12 protein-coding genes and 3 rRNA genes are annotated in these 17,051 nt (G+C 62.6%); 6 read left to right on the top strand and 9 right to left on the bottom strand.

From position 1 onward, the window contains the following. The first annotated feature begins 73 nt into the window (after nt 1-73). Nucleotides 74-532: a methylmalonyl-CoA epimerase gene (mce, locus tag ACNQS7_RS28390; RefSeq protein ID WP_055580730.1), complete on the top strand. Its 459-nt coding sequence runs from the start codon at nt 74-76 to the stop codon at nt 530-532. On the opposite strand, the gene ACNQS7_RS28385 is transcribed toward mce, so the two are convergent. Continuing rightward, complete coding sequence (locus ACNQS7_RS28385) at nt 529-810, bottom strand: hypothetical protein (protein ID WP_418015153.1); 282 nt, start codon at nt 808-810, stop codon at nt 529-531. The genes mce and ACNQS7_RS28385 overlap by 4 nt on opposite strands. A gap of 1 nt (nt 811) precedes the next feature. After that, nucleotides 812-1,474 (bottom strand): endonuclease NucS, encoded by a 663-nt coding sequence (gene nucS, locus ACNQS7_RS28380; protein ID WP_055580731.1) that lies wholly within the window; start codon nt 1,472-1,474, stop codon nt 812-814. Nucleotides 1,475-1,597: 123 nt separating this feature from the next. Here nucS and ACNQS7_RS28375 point away from each other — a divergent pair, with 123 nt between their 5' ends. The 4 genes from ACNQS7_RS28375 (at nt 1,598) to ACNQS7_RS28360 (ending at nt 7,161) form a co-directional block, all read left to right on the top strand. Next, nucleotides 1,598-3,244 (top strand): adenylate/guanylate cyclase domain-containing protein, encoded by a 1,647-nt coding sequence (locus ACNQS7_RS28375; RefSeq protein ID WP_418015152.1) that lies wholly within the window; start codon nt 1,598-1,600, stop codon nt 3,242-3,244. 220 nt (nt 3,245-3,464) lie between these two features. After that, a complete protein-coding gene (locus ACNQS7_RS28370) occupies nt 3,465-5,102 on the top strand; it encodes an adenylate/guanylate cyclase domain-containing protein (RefSeq protein ID WP_418015151.1) in 1,638 nt (545 codons plus the stop codon). Between the two features lie 80 nt (nt 5,103-5,182). Next, on the top strand, nt 5,183-6,667 hold the full coding sequence (locus tag ACNQS7_RS28365; protein WP_418015150.1) for an AlkA N-terminal domain-containing protein: 1,485 nt from the start codon (nt 5,183-5,185) through the stop codon (nt 6,665-6,667). Next, entirely contained in the window at nt 6,664-7,161 is a 498-nt protein-coding gene (locus ACNQS7_RS28360) for a methylated-DNA--[protein]-cysteine S-methyltransferase (RefSeq protein WP_418015149.1), read from the top strand. The genes ACNQS7_RS28365 and ACNQS7_RS28360 overlap by 4 nt, the downstream gene beginning before the upstream one ends. A 129-nt stretch (nt 7,162-7,290) precedes the next feature. Here the strand turns inward: ACNQS7_RS28360 and rrf are convergent. From rrf to murA, 4 genes are all read right to left on the bottom strand, one after another. Beyond that, nucleotides 7,291-7,404, bottom strand: a 5S ribosomal RNA gene (gene rrf, locus ACNQS7_RS28355). Between the two features lie 86 nt (nt 7,405-7,490). After that, a 23S ribosomal RNA gene (locus ACNQS7_RS28350) occupies nt 7,491-10,597 on the bottom strand. Nucleotides 10,598-10,870: 273 nt separating this feature from the next. Continuing rightward, nucleotides 10,871-12,400 (bottom strand): 16S ribosomal RNA (locus ACNQS7_RS28345). Together the 16S, 23S and 5S rRNA genes form the textbook arrangement of a ribosomal RNA operon. Nucleotides 12,401-12,779: 379 nt before the next feature. Next, nucleotides 12,780-14,033 carry a UDP-N-acetylglucosamine 1-carboxyvinyltransferase gene (gene murA / locus ACNQS7_RS28340; protein WP_055580735.1) on the bottom strand — a complete coding sequence of 418 codons (1,254 nt, stop codon included), beginning with the start codon at nt 14,031-14,033 and terminating at the stop codon, nt 12,780-12,782. A gap of 69 nt (nt 14,034-14,102) precedes the next feature. Here murA and ACNQS7_RS28335 point away from each other — a divergent pair, with 69 nt between their 5' ends. Then, the gene (locus tag ACNQS7_RS28335; protein ID WP_418015148.1) at nt 14,103-14,693 is read left to right on the top strand and encodes a cob(I)yrinic acid a,c-diamide adenosyltransferase; all 591 of its coding nucleotides are present in this window, start codon (nt 14,103-14,105) and stop codon (nt 14,691-14,693) included. Nucleotides 14,694-14,741: 48 nt separating this feature from the next. Here the strand turns inward: ACNQS7_RS28335 and ACNQS7_RS28330 are convergent, their stop codons facing one another. From ACNQS7_RS28330 to atpD, 3 genes are read right to left on the bottom strand one after another with little or no spacing between them, the layout of a single operon-like run. Beyond that, nucleotides 14,742-15,185 (bottom strand): DUF2550 domain-containing protein, encoded by a 444-nt coding sequence (locus ACNQS7_RS28330; RefSeq protein WP_055580737.1) that lies wholly within the window; start codon nt 15,183-15,185, stop codon nt 14,742-14,744. A gap of 8 nt (nt 15,186-15,193) precedes the next feature. Further along, nucleotides 15,194-15,559 carry a F0F1 ATP synthase subunit epsilon gene (locus ACNQS7_RS28325; RefSeq protein ID WP_055580738.1) on the bottom strand — a complete coding sequence of 122 codons (366 nt, stop codon included), beginning with the start codon at nt 15,557-15,559 and terminating at the stop codon, nt 15,194-15,196. Between the two features lie 36 nt (nt 15,560-15,595). Further along, nucleotides 15,596-17,047 (bottom strand): F0F1 ATP synthase subunit beta, encoded by a 1,452-nt coding sequence (gene atpD / locus ACNQS7_RS28320; protein ID WP_055580739.1) that lies wholly within the window; start codon nt 17,045-17,047, stop codon nt 15,596-15,598. Nucleotides 17,048-17,051: the final 4 nt, after the last annotated feature.

Genomic DNA, 17,051 nt, shown 5'->3' with positions numbered 1-17,051 from the left:
TAAACGGCACGGGAACGGCTGAACGGGCCAACCCGGAGAAGCGGATTCTTTCCTATGAGGTTACCGTTATGTAATGACGACCGATCAAGTTGACGCCCGTCCCACCCTGGCTACGTCACTGGTGACAGGACTCGATCACGTCGGCATTGCAGTCGCCGATCTTGATGCTGCGATCGAGTGGTACAACGACCACCTGGGCATGATCCTGGTGCACGAAGAAATCAACGATGACCAGGGCATTCGCGAAGCGATGCTGGCGGTCCCGGGCACCAGCGCGCAGATCCAGCTGATGGCGCCGCTCGACGAGACGTCGGTGATCGCGAAGTTCATCGACAAGCGCGGCCCCGGTATCCAGCAGCTGGCCTGCCGGATCAGGGACTTGGATGCCATGTGTGAGCAGCTGCGCTCGCAGGGCGTGCGACTCGTCTACGAGAAGCCACGCCGCGGCACGGCGAACTCACGCATCAACTTCATCCACCCCAAGGACGCCGGCGGCGTGCTGATCGAGCTGGTCGAGCCGGCCCACCACTAAGACCATTTTCTGGTCGGCCCGCGGTTAGCGCGGTTGGCCCAGCACGGCGTGTGCCAGTGTCGGCGGTCGTCCACCGCTTCTGCGGCACCGATCCGCCACACCACCACATGCGCAGTGCCGGAACGGATTTCGTGGTCACAGCCGGGGCAGCGATAGGTCTTGACGGCGCGCGCCGCCGTAATCGGGCGCACCTCGTACTCGTAGCCGTCCGCTCCGGTTTCGACCCGATTCGGTAGCCGCAACGGCTGCCGGAAGGGCGGTCTGCGGCGCCGGGCCATCTCAGAACAGCCGGTACTCGTCGCTGTCCATACCCCGCATCTTGTCGTAATCCAGTGTCAGACAACGAATTCCACGATCGGTGGCCAGCGTCCGGGCTTGGGGCTTGATCTGCTGCGCGGCGAAGACACCCTTGACGGGCGCCAAGACGGTGTCGCGGTTGAGCAGCTCCAGATAGCGGGTCAACTGCTCGACGCCGTCGATCTCCCCGCGCCGCTTGATCTCCACCGCAACCGAGCCGCCCTTCTCGTCACGGCACAACAGGTCGACCGGTCCGATCGCGGTCATGTACTCCCGGCGGACCAACGTGTAGCCCTCACCGAGCAGGCCCACGTGCTCGGCGAGCAGAGCCTGCAGGTGCGCCTCGACGCCGTCCTTGACCAGACCCGGATCCACACCAAGGTCGTGGCTGGAGTCGTGCTCGACGCCCTCGACCGTGATGCGCAACTGTTCACCGGTCTTGTTCTCGACCACCCACACCGGGCCCGGCTCCTCGGTCAGCCAGCACGGCGGGCTCATCCAATTCAGTGGCTTGTAAGCGCGGTCGTCGGCGTGCACGCTGACCGATCCGTCGGCCTTGAACAACAGCAGTCGGCGGGCGGACGGCAGATGCGCGGTGAGACGGCCTACGTAATCAACGGTGCACTGGGCGATGACGAGACGCACCCGACCACCTTAAGACGTGCGTGCGCCATCAGCCGCCAGCGTGCCCCCGCCATCAGCCGCGAGCCTGGCCACCCCGAGGAAATGAGCCTCATCCCGAAAACGAAGAACTAGGCTGTCGCCACCATGTCGACCACGCGCACTTTCGAGAAGGACCCGTCGCCCTGGGGCCGGTTCGTCGAGCGGGTAGCCCCACGGGGTGAGCGGCGGTCGGCCAAGGAGGCGTATGGCACCTGGTTGCTGGGCCAGGTCACCGAATCTCAGTCCCGCCGGCGCCGGCGCATCAAGCTGATCGCCTGCCTCTACAGCTTGCTGGCGAATCTGACCGGCGTCGGATTTGTCGTGCTGATCCTGCGCCTCGCGTTTCCGGCACCCAACATATATATCGACGGATCCCGTTGGCTGGCTTTCGGATTGGCGCCGATGTGCGCAATGCTCGGCGCTACCGTGTGGATCACCGCACGGATTCTCACCGAATCCAGCCGGTGGGCGGTCGAGGAACATGAGCCCACCACGGCCGACGGGCGAAAGACGCTGGTGGCCCCGTTCCGGGTAGCCGTCGTCCATTTCATTCTCTGGAATATCGCGGCGGCGTCGCTGGGTGCGCTCTACGGAACCATCGATCGCGTGTTCTTCTCGATCGTCTATCTGACGGTCGCGATCTGCGGCGCGCTCGTCGCGACCAACAGCTACCTGGCAACGGAGTTCGCGTTACGGCCGTTGGCGGCGCAGGCACTGGAGGCCGGCCGCACGCTGAGACGGTTCAACCCGGGCATGATGACCCGGACGATGAACGTCTGGCTGGTCGGCTCGGGTGTGCCGCTGGCCGGCAACGCTCTGATATCGGTGATGGCGCTGGTGGTCGGGGATCTGACCGAGACCCAGCTGGAAATCGCGGTCCTGATCATCTCGCTGGCCACGCTGGTCTTCGGATACATCGTCATGTGGATCATGTCCTGGCTGACCGTGACTCCCGTCCGAGTGGTGCGCGCGGCGCTCAAACGCGTCGAGGAGGGCGACCTGGACGGAGAGCTGGTCGTGTTCGACGCAACCGAGATCGGGGAACTGCAGCGAGGTTTTAACGCCATGGTCGACGGGCTGCGCGAGCGCGAGCGGATCCGCGACCTGTTCGGCAGACATGTCGGCCGCGAAGTCGCCGCCGCCGCGGAACGTGAGCGACCCAAGCTCGGCGGCGAGGAACGCCATGTCGCTGTGGTCTTCATCGACATCGTCGGGTCCACGAAGTTGGTCCGCAGCCGGCCACCGGCGGAAGTCGTCGATGTGCTCAACAAATTCTTCACTATCGTCGTCGAGGAGGTGGACTGCCGCCACGGACTGGTCAACAAGTTCGAGGGTGACGCGTCGCTGGCGATCTTCGGTGCCCCGAATCATCTGGATTGCCCCGAAGACGCCGCCCTGGCCACCGCACGGGCGATCGCCCATCGGATGGCCGCCGAGATGTCCGAGTGCTACGCCGGCATCGGCGTGGCGGCCGGAACCGTCGTGGCCGGCAACGTGGGCGCCAAGGAAAGATTTGAATACACCGTGATCGGGGAGCCCGTCAACGAGGCGGCTCGACTGTGCGAGCTGGCGAAATCCCACGATGACAGGTTGCTGGCGAGCTTCGAAATGCTGCACAGCGCAAGCGAAGACGAGTGCGCTTTGTGGGCCACCGTCGGAACGGTGACGCTTCGTGGCCACGACCAGCCAACGCAACTGGCGCATCTCCTTCACCCGACCCGGCCGACACCCGTGTCTCGCGAATTGAGCTGACGCCATCGCGCTGACCATCAGCGCCGCTTCCCCTGACACCAGCATTTGCCGGCACGAGCCCCTTCGGCTGACTCACCCCCGCCGCGTCGCTCGCAGTCGGATGTCCGGGGCGACCCTCGCTCACGTACCGAGATGTCCGGTCGGCCACCCGGATGAACAGGCCCGCGGGGCATACCCGACGTCATACGAAAAGCCTCACAAGAATTAGGCTGACGCCACCATGTCTGCCAATACGGCCCCCAAGAAGAGCGTCGCGCAGCGTCTGGGCCGTGTCCTGGAGAAGGTGACCCGACAGAGCGGTCGGCTGCCGGACACGCCCGCGTACGGCTCCTGGTTGCTCGGGCGGGTCTCCGAAGACCAGCACCGCCGGCGGGTCCGCATCCAGGTCATCATGACCGTCCTCATCGTGGCCGCGAACCTGATCGGTATCGCCGTCGCCGTTTTGCTGGTGACGGTTGCGGTACCGGTGCCCAGCGTGTTCGACGACGCCCCGCTGTGGGTGTCTGTCATTGCGGTCCCCGCCTACATCGTTGCCGCGCTGGTCGTCGGCGCCTACACGATCACCCGCGGCACCGTCGAAGCGCTGCGCTGGGCAATCGAGGAACGCAAGCCGACCGACAGGGACGAGCGCAACACATTCATGGCGCCGTGGCGTGTCGCGGTCGGCCACCTCATCCTGTGGGGAATCGGGACGGTATTGACGACCGTCCTCTACGGCATGGCGAACACCATGTTCATCCCCCGGTTCCTGGTCGCGGTGAGCTTCTGCGGCCTGTTGGTCTCCACCGGCAGTTACCTGCTCACCGAGTTCGCTCTGCGACCCGTGGCCGCCCAGGCGCTGGAAGCCGGCCCGCCGCCGCGGCGACTGGCGCCCGGAATCATGGGCCGGACCATGATGGTGTGGCTGCTCGGTTCGGGGGTCCCGGTCGTGGGCATCGGCCTGATGGCCTTCTTCGAGATGACGCTGAAGAACCTGACTCAGACCCAGTTCGCGGTCGGGGTGTTGATCATCTCGGCGGCCACGCTGATCTTCGGCTTCATCCTGTTGTGGATTTTCGCGTGGTTGACGGCGACGCCGGTGCGGGTTGTGCGCGCAGCGCTCAAGCGGGTGGAGCAGGGCGACCTGCGCGGTGACCTGGTCGTGTTCGACGGCACCGAACTGGGGGAATTGCAAAGGGGTTTCAACGCCATGGTCGACGGCCTGCGCGAGCGCGAGCGCGTCCGAGACCTGTTCGGCCGGCATGTGGGGCGCGACGTGGCACTCGCGGCCGAACGCGAGCGACCCAAGCTCGGCGGCGAGGAACGCCACGTCGCCGTGGTCTTCATCGACATCGTCGGTTCGACGAAGCTGGTGACCAGCCGGCCCCCGGTGGAGGTCGTTGATCTGCTCAACCAGTTCTTCACGATCGTCGTCGAAGAGGTCGACCGTCACCACGGACTGGTCAACAAATTCGAAGGAGACGCGTCGCTGGCCATCTTCGGTGCTCCCAACCACCTGGACTCGCCCGAAGACGAGGCCTTGGCCTGCGCGCGTGCCATCGCCGACCGACTGGCCGACGAGATGACCGAACTTCAGGCCGGCATCGGGGTCGCAGCCGGCACTGTCGTCGCCGGAAATGTGGGCGCGAAAGAGAGGTTCGAGTACACGGTGATCGGCGAGCCGGTCAACGAGGCGGCCCGATTGTGCGAACTGGCCAAGTCGCGACCCGGAAAACTACTGACCACCGAGCAGACCCTGGAAGGCGCAGGCGAAGACGAGCGCGCCCGGTGGACGGTGGGCAAGAGTGTCAAACTCCGCGGGCACGATCAGCGCACGAAGCTGGCCTCTCCGGTGGAGCCGGCCACGCCACGCACGTAGTCCGGGCCGCCCAGGCGGGGTCGACATTGATGTCGGTTTTCCGCCAGTCTTGTCGCCGCGGGGGTGTAACTGTGGAAAGCGTGCACGAGGATTTCGAACGCTGTTACCGAGCGGTCCAGGCCAAGGACGCCCGGTTCGACGGCTGGTTCGTGATCGCGGTCCTGACCACGCGGATCTATTGTCGGCCCAGTTGTCCGGTGCGGCCGCCGTTCGCCCGCAACGTGCGATTCCTCCCGACGGCCGCGGCAGCCCAGCGTGCGGGCTTCCGGGCCTGCAAGCGGTGCCGCCCTGACGCCTCCCCGGGTTCGCCGGAGTGGAACGTGCGAGGTGACGTCGTCGCGCGGGCCATGCGCCTGATCGCCGACGGCACGGTGGACCGCGAAGGGGTGACCGGGCTGGCCGGCCACCTCGGCTACACCACCCGCCAGTTGGAGAGGCTGCTGCAGGCGGAGGTCGGCGCGGGTCCGCTGGCCCTGGCCCGGGCGCAGCGGATGCAGGCCGCCAGGGTCTTGATCGAGACCACCGACCTGCCGTTCGGCGACGTGGCATTCGCCGCCGGGTTTTCCAGCATCCGGCAGTTCAACGACACTGTTCGGCTGGTGTGCGACAGCACCCCGTCGCTGCTGCGCAAGCGAGCTGCCGTGCGATTCGGTTCTGCCACGTCCGCCGGGGTGTTGTCGCTGCGGTTGCCGGTTCGCACTCCGTTCGCCTACGAGGGAGTTTTCGGCCATCTGGCCGCCACCGCCGTACCGGGCTGCGAGGAGGTCCGTGACGGCGCCTACCGGCGCACACTGCGCCTGGCCTGGGGCAACGGCCTGGTGTCTCTGACCCCGGCGCCGGACCACGTGCGGTGTGTGCTGGTGCTGGACGACTTCCGGGACCTCGCCGCCGCAACCGCCCGGTGCCGGCGTCTGCTGGATCTGGACGCAGATCCTGAAGCGGTGGTCGAAGCGCTCAGTGCCGACCCGGAACTAGAACCCGTCGTCACCAAGGCACCCGGTCAGCGCATCCCGCGGACGGTCGACGAAGCCGAACTCGCCGTGCGGGCGGTGCTCGGGCAGCAGGTCTCGACCAAGGCCGCACGCACCCACGCCGGCCGGCTGGTCGCGGCGTACGGGCAGCCGGTGCAAGACGGCGCCGGCACGCTGACCCATACCTTCCCGTCCGTCGACGAACTCGCCGAGATCGATCCGGTCCACCTCGCGGTGCCCAAGTCGCGACAGCGAACGCTGAGCGGGCTCATCGGGGCTCTCGCGGACGGCACAATCACCCTGGACGCCGGATGCGACTGGGCGCGGGCGCGGCGGCAACTGCTGGAATTGCCGGGAATCGGTCCGTGGACCGCGGAAGTGATCGCGATGCGCGGGCTGGGCGATCCGGACGCATTTCCGGCCACCGACCTCGGACTGAAGCTCGCCGCCGAGCAGCTGGGGTTGCCGACGCATGAGCGAACGCTGGTGGAACACAGCGCTCGCTGGCGTCCCTGGCGGTCCTACGTCACCCAGCATCTCTGGGCCACGCTCGATCATTCGGTGAACCAATGGCCACCCAAGGAGGTCGCATGATCAATTACCGCACTATCGACAGCCCGATCGGGCCGCTGACGCTGGCCGGACGCGACGGCACGCTGACAAATCTGCGGATGGTCGACCAGACTTATGAACCGAGTCGCGCAGACTGGGCACCGGATGAGGGCGGCTTCCCCGAGGTGGTCCGCCAACTCGACGCCTATTTCGCGGGAGAGCTGTGCGATTTCGACGTGCAACTGGATATGCGCGGCACGGAATTCCAGAAGCGGGTGTGGGAAGCGCTGCTGACCATTCCGTACGGTGAGACCAGGTCCTACGGACAGATCGCCGAGCAGATCGGCGCTCCCGGCGCTGCGCGGGCCGTCGGTTTGGCCAATGGGCACAATCCCATCGCCATTATCGTGCCCTGCCATCGCGTTATCGGGGCGGCCGGCAAGTTGACCGGATACGGCGGCGGGCTCGATCGCAAACAAACGCTGCTCTCGTTGGAGAAGCGGCAGGCGCCGGCAGATCTGACATTGTTCGACTAAGCCGGCGCGAGCAGACGCAAAATCGTCCTTTCGAACGCGAATTCGCGCGATTTTGCGTCTGCTCGCCGAGAACCGTGAGTCCCCGGAATGCAAAAACACCCCCAAATTAATGGGGGTGTTTTTGTGTATGTTCGGCGGTGTCCTACTTTTCCACCCGAAGAGGGCAGTATCATCGGCGCTGACAGGCTTAGCTTCCGGGTTCGGGATGGGACCGGGCGTTTCCCTGTCGCTGTGGCCGCCGTAACTCTATTTAAATTTGTGTTTGGTGGCGGGGTGCGGTGTTACTCGACCTTGCGGTCGAGGAACGAATAGTGGTTGCGATTGGTTGTGTTGGTAAGTTTTCGGCCGGTTAGTGCCAGTTCCCTGCACCCATTACTGAGCTTCCAGGTCTGGCCTATCAATCCAGTGTTCTGCTGGGGGCCTTATCCCTCCTAGAGGGTGAGAAACCTGATCTTGGAGAAGGTTTCCCGCTTAGATGCTTTCAGCGGTTATCCTGTCCGAACGTAGCTATCCAGCAGTGCCCCTGGTGGGACAACTGGTGCACTAGAGGTTCGTCCGTCCCGGTCCTCTCGTACTAGGGACAGGTTTCCTCAAGTTTCTGACGCGCGCGGCGGATAGAGACCGAACTGTCTCACGACGTTCTAAACCCAGCTCGCGTGCCGCTTTAATGGGCGAACAGCCCAACCCTTGGGACCTGCTCCAGCCCCAGGATGCGACGAGCCGACATCGAGGTGCCAAACCATCCCGTCGATATGGACTCTTGGGGAAGATCAGCCTGTTATCCCCGGGGTACCTTTTATCCGTTGAGCGACACCCCTTCCACTCAGAGGTGCCGGATCACTAATCCCGACTTTCGTCCCTGCTTGACTTGTAAGTCTCGCAGTCAAGCTCCCTTGTGCATTTACACTCAACACCTGATTGCCGTCCAGGTTGAGGGAACCTTTGGGCGCCTCCGTTACATTTTAGGAGGCAACCGCCCCAGTTAAACTACCCACCAGGCACTGTCCGTGAACCGGATATACGGTTCGACGTTAGGTGTCCAATACGATCAGAGTGGTATTTCAACAACGACTCCACCTCAACTAGCGTCGAAGCTTCACAGTCTCCCACCTATCCTACACAAACCGTACCGAACAACAATACCAAGCTATAGTGAAGGTCCCGGGGTCTTTTCGTCCTGCCGCGCGTAACGAGCATCTTTACTCGTAGTGCAATTTCGCCGAGTCTATGGTTGAGACAGTTGAGAAGTCGTTACGCCATTCGTGCAGGTCGGAACTTACCCGACAAGGAATTTCGCTACCTTAGGATGGTTATAGTTACCACCGCCGTTTACTGGGGCTTAAATTCTCCGCTTCACCCTTACGAGTTAACGGGTCCTCTTAACCTTCCAGCACCGGGCAGGCGTCAGTCCGTATACATCGTCTTGCGACTTCGCACGGACCTGTGTTTTTAGTAAACAGTCGCTTCTCACTGGTTTCTGCGACCGGCTTCCGCTTCCACCGAAAAGGTGTTCACGATATGCCGGCCCCCCTTCTCCCGAAGTTACGGGGGTATTTTGCCGAGTTCCTTAACCATAGTTATCTCGTACGCCTTGGTATTCTCTACCTGACCACCTGTGTTGGTTTGGGGTACGGGCCGTGTGTGAACTCGCTAGAGGCTTTTCTTGGCAGCAGAGGATCACCGAATTCGCCTCAATCGGCTATGCGTCACCTCTCAGGATTAATGAGCGACGGATTTGCCTATCGCTCTCCCTACGGGCTTGCCCCAGTATTACCACTGACTGGTACGGCTACCTTCCTGCGTCACCCCGTCGCTTGACTACTACCAACTGGGGTCCCACGCAGCCGGTCACCGTCGCACCCCGAAGGGATTGATCAGCGACCATTTGGGTGGTTAGCACAATTGATTCATCACGGGCGCGCACACACGGGTACGGGAATATCAACCCGTTGTCCATCGACTACGCCTGTCGGCCTCGCCTTAGGTCCCGACTCACCCTGGGCGGACTGGCCTGGCCCAGGAACCCTTGGTCTTTCGGCGGGCAAGGTTCTCACTTGCCTATTCGCTACTCATGCCTGCATTCTCACTCCCCCATCCTCCACCTACGGTTACCCGACGGCTTCGCTGAATGAGGGACGCTCCCCTACCCACACCTACTTACGTAGATGTGCCGCGGCTTCGGCGGTGTGCTTGAGCCCCGCTACATTATCGGCGCACAATCACTTGACCAGTGAGCTATTACGCACTCTTTCAAGGGTGGCTGCTTCTAAGCCAACCTCCTGGTTGTCTCTGCGACTGCACATCCTTTTCCACTTAGCACACGCTTTGGGGCCTTAGCCGGCGATCTGGGCTGTTTCCCTTTCGACGTACGGAGCTTATCCCCCGCCGTCTCACTGCCACGCTTGACACCACGGCATTCGGAGTTTGGCTGACGTCAGTAACCTAGTAGGGCCCATCGGCCATCCAGTAGCTCTACCTCCGTGGTGAACCACGCAACGCTGCACCTAAATGCATTTCGGGGAGAACCAGCTATCACGGAGTTTGATTGGCCTTTCACCCCTACCCACAGCTCATCCCCTCAGTCTTCAACCTAAGTGGGTTCGGGCCTCCACGCGGTCTTACCCGCGCTTCACCCTGGCCATGGGTAGATCACTCCGCTTCGGGTCCAGAACATGCCACTACACCCTTACGGGATACGCCCTATTCAGACTCGCTTTCGCTGCGGCTACCCCACACGGGTTAACCTCGCGACATGTCCCTGACTCGCAGGCTCATTCTTCAAAAGGCACGCCATCACCCCACGAGGAGGCTCTGACGGATTGTAGGCGCACGGTTTCAGGTACTCTTTCACTCCCCTCCCGGGGTACTTTTCACCATTCCCTCACGGTACTAATCCGCTATCGGTCATCGAGAAGTATTTAGGCTTACCGGGTGGTCCCGGCAGATTCACAGCAAATTCCACGGGCTCGCTGCTACTCGGGAGATTGATCAAGGCAGGTGTCGAGTTTTCGCGTACCGGGCTCTCACCGTCTGCGGCAGACCGTCCCAGGCCACTTCCGCTAACTACGACACTTTTTTACTGCCTCCCAGCCAGGTAGAGCTGAGAAGATCATTCCCACAACCCCGCACACACAACCCCTACCCGGTATCACATGCATGCGGTTTAGCCTTTTCCGCGTTCGCTCGCCACTACTAGCGGAATCACAATTGTTTTCTCTTCCTACGGGTACTGAGATGTTTCACTTCCCCGCGTTACCTCCCGCACCCTATATATTCAGATACGGGTAACACGACATCACTCGTGCTGGGTTTCCCCATTCGGAAATCCTCGGATCAACGCTCGGTTGACAGCTCCCCGAGGCATATCGCAGCCTCCCACGTCCTTCATCGGCTCTCGATGCCAAGGCATCCACCATGCGCCCTTAGACACTTACAAACACTACAAAAACCAAAGAATAAAATTGCACAAAAAGAACACGTTGCCGCGGACGACAACGCATACATTTTGATGCTCGCAACCACTATCCAATTCTCAAACACCACACCCCACCACCAAGATGGGGGGACAGCACCCGAGGGTGTTGCCTCAGGACCCAATAGTGTGTCTGGCTTTGCTTGTTGTCGTGCACCCGGTCTTCGTCCACTACAGACGATGACCCCTCACGGCTCGCACCCCACCAATTGGAGTGCTCTTCGTGGTGCTCCTTAGAAAGGAGGTGATCCAGCCGCACCTTCCGGTACGGCTACCTTGTTACGACTTCGTCCCAATCGCCGATCCCACCTTCGACAGCTCCCTCCCAAAGGGTTAGGCCACTGGCTTCGGGTGTTACCGACTTTCATGACGTGACGGGCGGTGTGTACAAGGCCCGGGAACGTATTCACCGCAGCGTTGCTGATCTGCGATTACTAGCGACTCCGACTTCACGGGGTCGAGTTGCAGACCCCGATCCGAACTGAGACCGGCTTTAAAAGGATTCGCTTAACCTCGCGGCATCGCAGCCCTTTGTACCGGCCATTGTAGCATGTGTGAAGCCCTGGACATAAGGGGCATGATGACTTGACGTCATCCCCACCTTCCTCCGAGTTGACCCCGGCAGTCTCTCACGAGTCCCCGGCATTACCCGCTGGCAACATGAGACAAGGGTTGCGCTCGTTGCGGGACTTAACCCAACATCTCACGACACGAGCTGACGACAGCCATGCACCACCTGCACACAGGCCACAAGGGAACCGACATCTCTGCCGGCGTCCTGTGCATGTCAAACCCAGGTAAGGTTCTTCGCGTTGCATCGAATTAATCCACATGCTCCGCCGCTTGTGCGGGCCCCCGTCAATTTCTTTGAGTTTTAGCCTTGCGGCCGTACTCCCCAGGCGGGGTACTTAATGCGTTAGCTACGGCACGGATCCCAAGGAAGGAAACCCACACCTAGTACCCACCGTTTACGGCGTGGACTACCAGGGTATCTAATCCTGTTCGCTCCCCACGCTTTCGCTCCTCAGCGTCAGTTACTGCCCAGAGACCCGCCTTCGCCACCGGTGTTCCTCCTGATATCTGCGCATTCCACCGCTACACCAGGAATTCCAGTCTCCCCTGCAGTACTCAAGTCTGCCCGTATCGCCCGCACGCTCACAGTTAAGCCGTGAGATTTCACGAACAACGCGACAAACCACCTACGAGCTCTTTACGCCCAGTAATTCCGGACAACGCTCGCACCCTACGTATTACCGCGGCTGCTGGCACGTAGTTGGCCGGTGCTTCTTCTCCACCTACCGTCAGCCCGAGAAAACCCGGACCTTCGTCGATGGTGAAAGAGGTTTACAACCCGAAGGCCGTCATCCCCCACGCGGCGTCGCTGCATCAGGCTTTCGCCCATTGTGCAATATTCCCCACTGCTGCCTCCCGTAGGAGTCTGGGCCGTATCTCAGTCCCAGTGTGGCCGGACACCCTCTCAGGCCGGCTACCCGTCGTCGCCTTGGTGGGCCATCACCCCACCAACAAGCTGATAGGCCGCGGGCCCATCCCACACCGCAAAAGCTTTCCACCACAGGACATGTGTTCTGTGGTCCTATTCGGTATTAGACCCAGTTTCCCAGGCTTATCCCGATGTGCAGGGCAGATTACCCACGTGTTACTCACCCGTTCGCCACTCGTGTACCCCGAAGGGCCTTACCGTTCGACTTGCATGTGTTAAGCACGCCGCCAGCGTTCGTCCTGAGCCAGAATCAAACTCTCCAAACAAAAACCCCTCGCTAACGAGGTGAATTCACTATCAGAGATAATCTGATCTAACAAAAAGACACCAAAACTGGCATCAATGATTGCGACTACACCCACACACGGGGAGTGCTAGGTGCAGTCAAAAAAACAACAACAAAACAATTCACCAAACACACTATTGAGTTCTCAAACAACACTTCTTGCACTGTTTTGCCCTGTTTTGGGGCAACCCTGCCAGCTTAATACTTTTCCGGCCGGTGTGTCAACTCGATCGTGAACTTCTTGGAAGAGGCTCTCTTTCGGGCAACCCTGCCAGCCTAGTACTGATCTGGCTTGGCTGTCAACCCCTGGTTTTGATCTTCTTTTGGGAGATGATCACGCCTCGGGGCGTTGACTCGGGTTACTGTACCCGCTCGATCTCCGCTCCCAAAATCGCCAGGTTCTCAACGAACAACGGATAGCCCCGATCGATGTGAAAAACGTCGTGGACCTCGGTGTCTCCGTCCGCGACGAGACCCGCGAGGACAAGGCCGGCTCCGGCCCGGATGTCCGAACACCACACCGGCGCGCTCGACAACTGGGGCAACCCGCGCACCACAGCGTGGTGTCCGTCGGTGCGGGCGTCCGCACCCAGCCGGATCATCTCCTCGACGAACCGGAAACGTGCTTCGAACACGTTCTCGGTGATCATCGAGGTGCCGTCGGCGATCGAGGCCAGCGCAATCGCCATGGGCTGCAAGTCAGTTGGGAATCCTGGGAACGGCAATGTCGCGACATTGACCGCTTTCGGACGCTCGTACTGCACCACCCGGAAGCTGTCGTCGGTCTGGGTGACGGTCGAACCCGCGTCATGAAGCTTGTGCAGCACCAACTGCAGATGCGAGGGATCTATTCCCGTCACGGTGATATCGCCGCGGGTCATCGCCGCGGCGATACCCCAGGTCGCCGCGACGATGCGGTCCCCGATCACGCGATGCTCGGTCGGGTGCAGCCGCGGGACGCCGGTGATCGTCATGGTCGGCGAGCCGGCGCCCTCGATCTGGGCGCCCATCTGGTTCAACATCGTGCAGAGGTCGACCACGTCGGGTTCGCGCGCCGCGTTGTGAATGATCGTGACGCCTTCGGCGACCACCGCGGCCATCAGAATGTTCTCGGTGGCCCCCACCGAGGGAAATTCCAGTTGAATCTCGGCTCCGCGCAACGTCTCCGCCTCGGCAACCACGCAACCGTGCTCGATATTGCACTGCGCGCCCAGCTGCCGCAGCCCCGCCTGATGCATGTCCAGGGGCCGGGATCCGATCGCATCGCCGCCGGGCAGCGCCACCCTGGCCTTCTTGCACCGGCCGACCAGCGGCCCGAGCACACAGACCGAAGCCCGAAACTGCCGCACGGCCGCGAAGTCGGCGTCGTACTTGGGTTCGTCCGGGGAGGTGATGCGGGCGACGTCGCCGTCGAGTTCGACGGTGGCGCCCAGGCCGCGCAGCACCTCGGCCATCAGCGGGACGTCGAGAATGTCGGGACAGTTCGTGATGGTGCTGGTGCCTTCGGCCAGCAGCGTCGCGGCCATGAGCTTCAGCACGCTGTTCTTGGCGCCCCCAACAGCGACTTCGCCTGACAACCGGTTGCCACCAGTCACCACGAATCGCTCTGCCACCCGGGTCAGTCTAGTGAAGCGGTATCGCCTTGTCAGTCAGCCGACCCGGCCCCAGGTACCGTTTTGCCCATGGCAGTCCATCTGACCCGCATATATACCCGCACGGGCGACGACGGCACGACGGGATTGAGCGATTTCTCACGGGTGGCCAAAACCGACCCGCGACTGGTCGCCTACGCGGATTGCGACGAGGCCAACTCGGCGATCGGGGTCGCGGTCGCACTGGGCGCTCCTGAGGAGCAGGTCGCGGGGGTGTTGCGGCAGATCCAGAACGACCTGTTCGACGCCGGCGCCGACCTGTCGACGCCGTTGGTGGAGAACCCGGAACATCCCCCGCTGCGTATCACCCAGGCGTACATCGACCGGCTCGAGGGCTGGTGCGACACCTACAACGAAGGCTTGCCGGCGCTGAATTCCTTTATCCTGCCGGGTGGTTCGCCGTTGTCGGCGTTGTTGCACGTGGCCCGTACCGTGGTGCGGCGGGCTGAGCGGGCGGCGTGGGCAGCCGTCGAGGCACACCCCGACGACATGAGTGTGTTGCCGGCGAAATACCTCAACCGGCTTTCGGACCTGCTGTTCATCCTGTCGCGGGTGGCCAACCCCGGCGGCGACGTGCTGTGGCGCCCGGGCGGCGGCGCCAAGGGTAGCGAGCAGACGTAAAGGCCCCCTGTTACCCGCTTGAATAGGGGCTTTTGTGTCTGCTTGCCCTCAGACGCTGCGACGACGGGCGCGCGGCGAGGGCCGTGACTCCAGCCACGACTGGAAGGCCGTCAAAGCCCCTCTGTCCAAGGCGATTTCGTATCCCAGCCGACGATCCTGGGTGTTGTCGCGCAGTTCCAGCACGACGATCTCGTCGGTCATGATGTCGAACTCGTCGCCGCGCGGCGCACGCCGGGCCACCACCTCGACCCCGCGCCGGCTCAGCCGCCGGTCCGGCCATAGCCGCAGGCTGGACAGCCGGTAGAACGCCGCTTCACCGCCTCGGTAACGGATCACGCCGTGACGCCAGCCGTGACCACCCACAGCGGGGATATCGCGCATGATGGCCGCGGTCCCGCCCCGCCGAAGCTTCCACAGCCGGAAACTCAGCGCGAGCACCGCCGCTGCCAGCAGGACGACGAGCACGACCATGCCGACCATGGGCGCGCTCATCGTGGGGGTCAGTCGAGCGCGCCGACGGCGCGCAACCTTGCGCGCCCCCGGGCGGCGACTTGGGGATCGTCCGATTCGGAATCCTGCCTGGCAGCGCTCTCGTCGATGTCTTTCTCGAACTCGGCAGACTCGGCGAGCACACTCACACCCTCTTCGGTCACCGTGAGGAAGCCGCCGTCGACCGCGATCCGCAAGTCGTCTTCGCCCTCCCGTTCGACCCGCACCATGGCGTCGTCGACCAGCTGTGCGACCAACGGGATGTGATGCGGCAGAATGCCGATCTCCCCGGAAGTGGTGCGGGTGAAGAGGAACGTCGCCTCGCCCGACCAGATCTCACGGTCGACGGCGACGATCTGAACGTTCAATTCAGCCATGCCACACCACCTCTCGCGTCAGCCGGAAATCCCGCGTCATAGCTTGACGTCGAAGGTCTCGGCCTTCTTGGCCAAGTCGTCGAGTCCACCGATGAGGAAGAAGGCCTGCTCGGGCACGTGGTCGAAGTCGCCCTTCGACAGCCTGTCGAACGCCTCGATGGTCTCCTTGACCGGGACGGTCGAACCCGGCTGACCGGTGAACTGTTCGGCCGCCATCATGTTCTGCGACAGGAACCGCTCGATCCGGCGGGCCCGGTTGACCAGCTGCTTGTCCTCCTCGGACAGCTCGTCGATACCGAGAATCGCGATGATGTCCTGAAGGTCCTTGTAGCGCTGCAGGATTCGAATAACTTCCTGGGCCACCCGGTAGTGCTCGTCGCCGACGACGCTGGGGTCCAGAATGGTCGAGCTGGACGCCAGCGGGTCCACCGCGGGGAAGATGCCCTTGGAGAACACCGACCGGGAAAGCTCGGTGGTGGCGTCCAGGTGGGCGAACGTGGTGGCCGGCGCGGGGTCGGTGTAGTCGTCGGCGGGCACGTAGACGGCCTGCATCGAGGTGATGGACCGGCCACGCGTCGAGGTGATGCGCTCCTGCAGCTCACCCATCTCGTCGGCCAGCGTCGGCTGGTAACCCACCGCGGAAGGCATACGACCGAGCAGTGTCGACACCTCCGAACCGGCCTGGGTGAACCGGAAGATGTTGTCGATGAACAGCAGCACGTCCTGGCCGGCCTCGTCGCGGAACCACTCGGCCATGGTCAGCGCGGACAGGGCCACCCGCATACGGGTGCCGGGCGGCTCGTCCATCTGGCCGAACACCAGGGCGGTGTCCTTGAGCACGTCGGCTTCCTTGAGCTCGACCCACAGGTCGTTGCCCTCACGGGTGCGCTCCCCCACCCCTGCGAAAACCGAAGTACCACCGAAGTTGCGGGCGATGCGGTTGATCATCTCCTGGATGAGCACCGTCTTGCCCACGCCGGCACCGCCGAACAGCGCGATCTTGCCACCACGCACGTAGGGGGTCAGCAGGTCGACGACCTTCAGGCCGGTCTCGAGCATCTCGGTGCGAGGCTCGAGGTCCTCGAAGTTCGGCGGCTTGCGGTGAATCGACCAGTGGTCGAAGTCCTCGCCGTAACCGGGGTCGTCCAGGCAGTAGCCAAGTGCGTTGAAGACGTGGCCCTTGACCTTCTCGCCGACCGGCACCGAGATCGAGTTGCCGGTGTCGATGACCTCTGTACCGCGCACCAGACCGTCGGTGGGCTGCAGCGAAATGGTGCGCACCAGGTTGTCACCGAGGTGCTGTGCCACCTCCAGAGTCAGTGTCTTCTTCAGCGACTCGAACGGGATGTCGGCGTGCAGCGCGTTGAACAGTTCCGGAATGGAGCCCCGCGGAAACTCGACGTCGACGACGGGGCCGGTGATCCGCACCACGCGGCCGTTGGTGTCGGAGCCCGACTTCTTGTCGGTCTTCTCGTCTACAGCAGTCATATTC

It is taken from the genome of Mycobacterium sp. 23 (assembly GCF_048287075.1).
In the GTDB taxonomy this organism is placed as follows: Bacteria; Actinomycetota; Actinomycetes; order Mycobacteriales; family Mycobacteriaceae; genus Mycobacterium; species Mycobacterium gordonae_B.
The sequence above is the reverse complement of the archived record's forward strand: the minus strand, read 5'-3'. Positions and strand labels throughout refer to the sequence as shown.

Excerpts from the sequence above, each read along its gene's own strand:
- mce (WP_055580730.1), top strand. The coding sequence starts at position 74 with ATGACGACCGATCAAGTTGACGCCCGTCCCACCCTGGCTACGTCACTG.
- ACNQS7_RS28385 (WP_418015153.1), bottom strand. The coding sequence starts at position 810 with ATGGCCCGGCGCCGCAGACCGCCCTTCCGGCAGCCGTTGCGGCTACCG.
- ACNQS7_RS28375 (WP_418015152.1), top strand. The coding sequence starts at position 1,598 with ATGTCGACCACGCGCACTTTCGAGAAGGACCCGTCGCCCTGGGGCCGG.
- ACNQS7_RS28370 (WP_418015151.1), top strand. The coding sequence starts at position 3,465 with ATGTCTGCCAATACGGCCCCCAAGAAGAGCGTCGCGCAGCGTCTGGGC.
- ACNQS7_RS28360 (WP_418015149.1), top strand. The coding sequence starts at position 6,664 with ATGATCAATTACCGCACTATCGACAGCCCGATCGGGCCGCTGACGCTG.
- ACNQS7_RS28335 (WP_418015148.1), top strand. The coding sequence starts at position 14,103 with ATGGCAGTCCATCTGACCCGCATATATACCCGCACGGGCGACGACGGC.
- ACNQS7_RS28330 (WP_055580737.1), bottom strand. The coding sequence starts at position 15,185 with ATGAGCGCGCCCATGGTCGGCATGGTCGTGCTCGTCGTCCTGCTGGCA.
- ACNQS7_RS28325 (WP_055580738.1), bottom strand. The coding sequence starts at position 15,559 with ATGGCTGAATTGAACGTTCAGATCGTCGCCGTCGACCGTGAGATCTGG.
- atpD (WP_055580739.1), bottom strand. The coding sequence starts at position 17,047 with ATGACTGCTGTAGACGAGAAGACCGACAAGAAGTCGGGCTCCGACACC.